This window comes from Bacteroidota bacterium (assembly GCA_039111535.1).
Lineage (GTDB): Bacteria > Bacteroidota > Rhodothermia > Rhodothermales > JAHQVL01 > JBCCIM01.
Genome location: JBCCIM010000055.1, coordinates 24,872 through 32,639, shown reverse-complemented (window position 1 = coordinate 32,639; position 7,768 = coordinate 24,872). Strand labels below are relative to the sequence as shown.

Below are 7,768 nucleotides of genomic sequence, written 5' to 3'. Positions count from 1 at the left end.
GCCAAAGACACATCCATCAAAATAATGTCAGCCTCTCGGTGATGCGCATTGCCCAGAACCGAGGAAGAAACCCATGCAGAGGAGTGTTTTTCTATTGAAATGACACTGCGTGCAGTCTCAATAGAATACTCCTCTGTATAGGGTTTTTACCACAAAACGGTCATCGGCACTGCAAGGGTTAATACAGCATTTTTGAATTGTTGGGTGCGCGGATACTTAGTTGCTTGGCCTTTACGTTCGAGGCTGTGAGGGCACTTGATGCAGCAACCAGCTCCAGATTGGATCCTTCGAACTGGTCGATGTCGAGGGTGCAGCCATATCCCATGACTTCCAGCCGGCCTTGCAATTCTGTTGCGTTCAGCGAGCCGCCTGACAACTGAATACTCACTTTGCCTTCAACGGCCTTAATAGAGGTTGCACTGCCGGATGCCTGAATATCCACATTAAATGCGCGGGGCAGACGAATGAGCAGCCGTATCTGGATTGCATCGTCCGTATTCCAACCCACAAATCCATTCTGATAGAAGGACTTGGATTCGATCCTGACCGTTTGCTTGTCAACTGCACGCAACCGCAGCTTAATGCGGTCGGTGAGCGCAAGTGCCTCGTTTTTGGATTGCGACTTTACGTAAACTTCAGCTTCAACCTTGTCAGAATCTGTTGCAATCAGATCAAGGTCAGCGCCTGGGACGCTGATGAACAGACGCCCTGAAGGAGCGACGTCAAATTTCTTTTGTAAAGCCCGTACCTCTTTGTCAGGTGCCGGGCGCGTGATTCTCGCCATGCCCAAATTTCGGGGAATGGTGGCCGTGAATCAATACCAAAGCCCGGACTGTGCAAAAAATACTTAGTTTTCCTTAAAAACTACTTCTCCGTCCGATGTACGGGCTTCGAGGGTGAACTCGCCCCCATTGATACGACCTTCCGCTTCGTTTTTCTTGAGTTTACCGTCGAATTGAAAACCAGATGCAATCCGTACACGTTCCCCGCGGAGCATCAGTTCAGCGGAATAATCGCTTGGCGCGCTGATGTGGATATCTCCATCACCTGAGCGCAGGTAGACTTTGCCGCCCTCCGTAAGGCCAACCCGGAGATTACCACTGGAGGTCTTGGCTGTCAGATCGCCGGCAACACTGTTGAGGGTAATGCTGCCATCCGACGTTTGGAACTGGGCGTTGTTGGTATCCACCATCTCAGTCACAATATCTCCATCTGAAGTGCGTACAGCTGTTTCTGCACCTTCAATCGCTTTGATGCGGATGTCTCCATCAGACGTCGAAACAGAAGATTCACCGGTAAGCCGCGCCGCCATGATGTCGCCGTCTGACGTCCGAACTGAAATGTCATCGGCATCAACATCTTCAAGGCGAATATCGCCATCAGACGTTGCAACAGACACTTGCGCAGCATCCATGGATTCGGTTGCAATGTCGCCGTCTGACGTCCGAATGTTGATGGATGGACCGGAGAGGAATTCGGTATTTACGTCGCCATCTGAAGTCTGGATCATTATTTCTCCACTCGTTTCACCCAGCACGATGTCTCCATCGGCGGTTTTGAGGGTTACATTGAAATCAGATGGAATACTGGCACGCACCGTAATGCGCAGGTTGCGAATACCCGACCAGTTAAAGTTTTTCCGTTTTGGATACGTTTTTACAAAAACGCTGTTGCCATCCTGGGTTACTTCGTAATTCTGGTTTTCGAAGTAATCGCGGCCTTTATTCATGTTGTTGGACTTGAGGTACACCTCAACCTTCGCATTGTCTGTGTCGCTGGTTTCAACATATAGATCTGCGTCGTTTACGCCAACAACAAAGTTATCACCTGAAGAAACCTTGAATGACTCCTCAATCATCAACTCTCCGTCATCAGCATCGGTGCGTACGGCAACTTCATCCATCGGAAGGAAGCCTTCTTCATACCCTTTTTCGGTTGCGGCCATCGCACGGTCACTGCCGCGCAGCTTGCTCACGCCGGCTTCCAGGATATTGACAAACGTAAGGATCGTCAGGGCGCCAAGGACAAGCAGGGCAATTTTCTTAGGGGTCGAAACACTTTTAGATGAGGATTGAGTCATGGCTCGGCAGCAATAATCAGGTGACTTGTTGGAGGATAATGTAAGATTTACGGGTACTAAAAAGAAGAAGTTACAGATCTGATGTCGCGTTTTGTGAAGATGATGCGCTTTTGATAGAAAGATGCCCCCCCAATTCGCCGGATGTACCTGTGTTGCCATTCTACGCTCCGGCCTAAGGCAATTAGCATTAAACCTCTCCAGCTTCGATGTGCTTCCGATCTATGGTCCAACTGACTTGTCTGGTCAGTCTGTTTTTTGTCGCTTCCGGTTGCAGTGCGCTGCATGTCCCGCAAAGTGAAATTATGTTGTTTGAAAAGCACAGAGACCCGGAGGAATCCACCCAGGGCCTTTCCGCGTCATCTTCTTTATTGCGAGCGGGCTTTCGTGCTTACGCGGAGGATTTATATCAGGGATCTGGTCGTGTATGGCTGTTAGAGCGGAATTTATGGTCGTTTACGTACAAGCGGGCCTGGAATGTCAAACGATTTGGCGCCATTGGTGCTGCGATTGGCGGAAGCGGCGCTGGGCTCGACTGGACATACAGTGTTCGTGATAAGCTTTATATCACTGCGATGGGGAATATCCAGATGAATTACAGTCTAATTGCACAGCATCCAATTGTGCGTCATCGTGGTGGCGGATTGGGGCTTGGGCTGTATTTCCGGAGTGACCGGCATGGGTTAACGAGATGTGAAGGCGTAGTCGCGTGCTATGTCGGAGAACATGATTTTATCTTCAGGGTTTCGTCCGTAGGCGTCAGATTTGCACACTACATCGACGACACCAATGGGCGTCTGCGTAGCAGGCTCTGGTTGGGGTACTCGCCAGAACTGGAAGCCGTTGTGTTTGCAGTCGGACTTGGGATTTCGCTCAAACCTTGAATTCGAAGCTGAATACACAGTCCGAGGAAATCAAGCAGGGCTAAAAAAAGAGGGCCGGTAAGAAGGTGCTGTTGAGTGCAAGCGAGGCTGCCATCAGGAGGCCTGCGATGGTGATCAGGAGCAGTGACACGCCGGAGCGTTGCGGCTCCTCGGCTACTACAATTTCAGGTTCGTCTGATATTGACCACTCGCTGGCCAGATGTGTTCTGAAATCCTGGCCCTGTGCTGCTGATTTTTTGTCGGCTTGCCGGCGTTGCTGCGTTACAGCACTTATCTCTTGCTGGAAGGGATTGCGATAAGAAGGCGGCAGAAGATTGACGTAATCGCCCTTGTTTGCCGATTGGTGTTCGAGTAAGGGCCAGCTTGCGAGGTGTGTTGGATCCAGGTGATCCATTGGGATGCCTTCCCGCGTGAGGTTGCGGTACAGCCTGGCGTTAATCTCGTGCTCGAGAGAACGCTTTTTCTGATTTGTCATGGTGATCAACTTTCTAATACGCCTGTGCCTGCACGCGCAGCACAGTTGGGGGGTAAAAGTCTGATCTGGTATGTTACCGTGGATACCCAGCCGGGGAGCGGGGCCCTTCATACAGGACCTTTACAGTACTGGCGTCCAGTACCATAAAAAGGATAACAGTTGGCGCTATTTAGGGTATGTCAGAGCTTTGCTAAAGCTATCACAAAAGTGTTGCAGGTCTGGGGTTGTGCCGGTTAGTGCTGATAAAAGGGTTCGTATGATGCCGAGTGAAGTTCTTTTTAGAGAAAAGACGCTTGCATACTGCAAAACAAGAGCACGGAAATACGAAAACACGTACCCCGTTTTGTCAACACTAAACTCCCACATCACTACCGATTGGTGTGCACAACGCCAACGGTAAGGCCGAAGTTGTTATCCGTACGCACATCCCCCCAATCATATCCTAGACGGGTCATTACCTGGAATTGTGGCATGTTTGGCAGGGACTGGAAGATGGTGAGTCCGGCGTAAAACTGATCACGCGCGCCGTCAAACCTTGCACCATCCATTGTAAAACCAAACCCTGTAGAGCGGAAAATGGAGTTGACGCCGTAATTACGCGTCATCGTTAGCAAAACCTGATAGGCCGTGGTTGTGCGGAGCGTGCCGGCGATGCCCAGGTGATGCGCAAAGAGCATGTTGTTGAATACGCCTACCTGGTCCGGCCGCATGAGGATAACGGGCGTTCCCAGCGTCCGCCCACGGTGGGTCCAGCCTGTAGAGTAAATGAAGTGGTTGTAATAGTTGTCGGTACCCTGAATCTCACTGCGCTTCGATCCCTGTTTTCTCGTATTGATGTGCTCATACAAAACATCTGACAATAGCCCTTCGCGATCAGAGGCTTTAAAGTGCAGGCCATACAATCCATCTCCGGGGCTCCGTAAGCGGGTAGAGACGGTGTCTTCGAGGTAAAACTGTCGGTAAAATTGCAGGAAGAAAGAAGCAGCCTCCCAGGAAAATCCAACATCGTATGCCCCAATTGAATTTCCTAGAACGTTGGTAACCTCACCATCAACTTCGAAGGTTGAATTGGCACCCTGAATAAAAAACACCCGCAGGAAATCATTAAAAGAGCGCGGGAGGTCGCCTATGTTTTCATTTTTGTGCCGGCCACCCCAGACGTTATAATGCATCACGCCGGCCCATGCTTTCCAGGGCCATTGATCTTTGCCGAAGCGCATGAAAAGCGACTTGGCGTGCAGCATGGGATTTGTAGTGATCCGGTTACCGTCAAGCCACCCGTGTTTTGCGTGCCCTTTAATAGCCAGGAAGGTCCCCGTCCGCGGTACGGTCACATAGCTGGGCCAGGAAATGCTTATTCCTATCACAGGTGCTGCATTACCACTGAGTACCATCGAGCCTGTTGTAAGGAAAGGATGCACCTCACCCATTTTCTCCTCTTTACGGCCGGCTCTTAACAGGAAGGGCCCCCAGGTTAGTTCACCATACAACTGCTGGAGAAACGCCGTTGACTGTTCTCCTGCGCGAACTACGGCATCAATACCATAGGCAAAACCAATCCGCGATGGTTGTTTCAAAGGTTGGGTTACGGCAATCCTGAACGCAGCGCTGCTTCTATTATGGGGGACAACGCCAAACTGATTTGCTGTGACCCAGAATGGCAACATACTTCTGTTGCCACCTGTGAATGAAAGTTCTTTACGGAATACAGGGGCTTCTTCCTGCGCAAATGCTTCGGGTGCAAACAGCACGGGTGCAAACAGCATGAGCAGCAAAAAGGAAAAAGCGAAAACGCGCAAACAGGACACTGGTCTATAGGGTGATTTATGCAGCGAGTAAACAGGGATAAAGCTGTAGGCTACTGGCAGCGAAAACGACTTGGTGGTGTAATATGTTCTCCAGTGTATGTGCTGCAACATAAAACCGGCGCTGGATTCATGCGTAACTTTTAAAGTGCCTTGTTAACCTTCCTGTATTGCAATAACTTTAGTCATAGGCCGGGCGCACACCACCTATCATACAGTTTCCAGGATTTATGCAGCATTCCTATGCCCAGCACGTATTTGTAGCCGGCATTTCCCGTTGGTCGCTTTGTCTGATTGCCTGTTTTCTTTTTACAGGAGTAACAAACCTGGCGTTGGGTCAAGCGCATCCCGCATGGATGGAGCGTGGCCTTAAAGCTATAGAAGAATCCCGCTGGAACGACGCAAAAGAAGCGTTTGACTGGATCATCGACAAAGAGCCTGACAATGCAGAAGCACGTTTTCACATGGCGCGTGTCCAGTGGGCACTTGGAGAAATAAAGGCAGCTGATCGCTCTATTGTACGGGCATTGCGCCTGAAGCCTGACCACGTCCCGTTCATGGAACTGCAACTCGAATTTGGATTTCCGAGAGAGCCGCTTGAGCTGTTGCGCCGCACGCGTAAAGATGAGTTGTCAGCTAAGATTTTAGCCCTGGATTCTCTGTCAGTGATGGCAAATCTGACGTTGGGTGAACGGTTTACCTATGAATGGCTCGATTGGCGGCAGCGCATTACGGTTGACGGAATGAGCGTATTGGAAGATGGATGGCTTGGGTCAACGCGGCCGGCGCGGGCAAACCTTACAGCCCTTTTTTCGGACCAACTCCTGATTCCCAAAGACCTGACCAATCCTGCTGATGTATTTAGCCTTGACGACCAGCGGGTAACGGGTAAATCCATCATAGACTTGAGCCCGCGCGCAGACCTCGCATATCCGGTTGCAGAAAATTATCTCCGGCGGGCATTGATTAGAGATCCGCAAAACCTGCGAGCTTATAAACATTTGGCCCGTTTGTTTACCACACGGCCCAATATGGTTGCCCTTGGCCAGATGGCCAATCAAATGCGCGAACACATCCCGGACGACTATCATACATATCTCTTCAAAGGATATGCGCAGCACTACCTAGAAAATCATGCAATAGCTGAAGAACAATTTCAGCAGGCAATGACCCACATGCCCGACAGCCTTGTTGCAATCTTTGCCGACACGGAACGGTTGCTTAACGAAGCCGGCTTGAAGGATAAAAAGAAAAACACCGCTTTCAGCGAAGATGGATTCTGGGCTTTCCGCGATCCTCGGTTTTTAACCCCCGAGAATGAGCGGCTTACCGAGCATTATGCCCGCCTTGTATACGCTGAGTTGCAGTTTTCAGAGCCAAAACTCAACCTGACCGGCTGGGATTCTGAACGAGGCGAAATCTATGTCCGTTATGGTAAGCCGGAGTTGGAATATTACATGTCGAACGCCATCGCACAATGTGGGGCTGCTACGTTCGATCAGTTTCACATTTTTGAGTATCCCGGATTTCGATTTGTGTTTGGCAACCTGTGGCCGCAATTGAATAACTATGTCTTTTATAGCCCCTGTTCGCAGGTAATGAGCGGTAGGGCAGCTATTGGTACTGAGCTTGACTATGTGATTATTGCAAAAGACAACATTGATGAAAAGCCAGACGGGTATGAATACGAAGCAGGTGGCAAGCGCGTCACCTTCCCGTATTTGGCCAATGCGTTTAAAGGAGCAGCAGGGAAAGCTGATGTTTATGTGCCATATGCCGTTCCAGTAGAAACAAGCGCGCTCAAGCTTGAGCAAACGCTGTCGCTGCACGCCGGCGCTTTTCTGTTGTCTGCGTCAGATGGGATTGTAAACGAAGATCACCGCCGCGTCGAAAAGGTGAAAACCAACGATATTACCATGTTCAAGGAGGCTTCAGTCTGGATTGATGCCTTGCAATTGGAAGCAGCGCCCGGTGCATACGATTTGTCTGTGGAGTTTGAAACCAAATCTGGTAAAGGGCAGGGGTTTGACCGAAGCACGCTGGACGTGCCCAACTTTGAGACCGACAAGCTGCAGTTGAGTGACCTTATGTTGGCCTACAATGTCGAAGAAGCGTTACCCGACGAAACAGCGCCTTCAGGTATGTTTGAACGCAATGGACTGATCATTCAGGCTGCCCCTTGGGGGGTGTTTAACAAACAACAGCCGTTGTACCTCTACTTTGAAGCCTACAACCTTGGCCAGGATACCAACCAGGAAGCTATGTATGAAGTAGAGGCTGTTCTGCTTGCGTTTGAAGACCAGAAAGGCCTTGCCCGGCTCAGGAGGCGTGCATTCCGGCGCAAACCCAACACGGGCGTGTCTGTGCGGTTTACCAATACAACGACAGCACCTGATGACGGGCAGTACTTCATTTTGGATACAACACAGCAGCCGGCCGGCAGTTACGTGCTCGTCATGCGAGTAACAGACGTCATCTCCAAAAAAACCGTTGAAGCAGAGCGCATTATCCTGCTCGAATAGCGGCT

Annotated in this window: 6 protein-coding genes; 2 read left to right on the top strand and 4 right to left on the bottom strand. The window is 50.3% G+C overall.

Annotated elements, in window-relative coordinates; all coding sequences use genetic code 11:
* Positions 1-178: 178 nt before the first annotated feature.
* Both AAF564_10720 and AAF564_10715 read right to left on the bottom strand, forming a co-directional pair.
* Positions 179-784, bottom strand: a complete 606-nt coding sequence (locus AAF564_10720) for a hypothetical protein (GenBank protein MEM8486013.1) — start codon at positions 782-784, stop codon at positions 179-181.
* Positions 785-847: 63 nt separating this feature from the next.
* Positions 848-2,080 carry a DUF4097 family beta strand repeat-containing protein gene (locus AAF564_10715; GenBank protein MEM8486012.1) on the bottom strand — a complete coding sequence of 411 codons (1,233 nt, stop codon included), beginning with the start codon at positions 2,078-2,080 and terminating at the stop codon, positions 848-850.
* A 206-nt stretch (positions 2,081-2,286) separates the two neighbouring features.
* Here AAF564_10715 and AAF564_10710 point away from each other — a divergent pair, with 206 nt between their 5' ends.
* The gene (locus tag AAF564_10710; protein ID MEM8486011.1) at positions 2,287-2,961 is read left to right on the top strand and encodes a hypothetical protein; all 675 of its coding nucleotides are present in this window, start codon (positions 2,287-2,289) and stop codon (positions 2,959-2,961) included.
* 40 nt (positions 2,962-3,001) lie between these two features.
* On the opposite strand, the gene AAF564_10705 is transcribed toward AAF564_10710, so the two are convergent.
* The gene (locus AAF564_10705; protein MEM8486010.1) at positions 3,002-3,436 is read right to left on the bottom strand and encodes a hypothetical protein; all 435 of its coding nucleotides are present in this window, start codon (positions 3,434-3,436) and stop codon (positions 3,002-3,004) included.
* Between the two features lie 368 nt (positions 3,437-3,804).
* A complete protein-coding gene (locus AAF564_10700; GenBank protein ID MEM8486009.1) occupies positions 3,805-5,235 on the bottom strand; it encodes a capsule assembly Wzi family protein in 1,431 nt (476 codons plus the stop codon).
* Between the two features lie 236 nt (positions 5,236-5,471).
* Here AAF564_10700 and AAF564_10695 point away from each other — a divergent pair, with 236 nt between their 5' ends.
* Positions 5,472-7,763 (top strand): GWxTD domain-containing protein, encoded by a 2,292-nt coding sequence (locus AAF564_10695; protein ID MEM8486008.1) that lies wholly within the window; start codon positions 5,472-5,474, stop codon positions 7,761-7,763.
* Positions 7,764-7,768 lie beyond the last annotated feature (5 nt).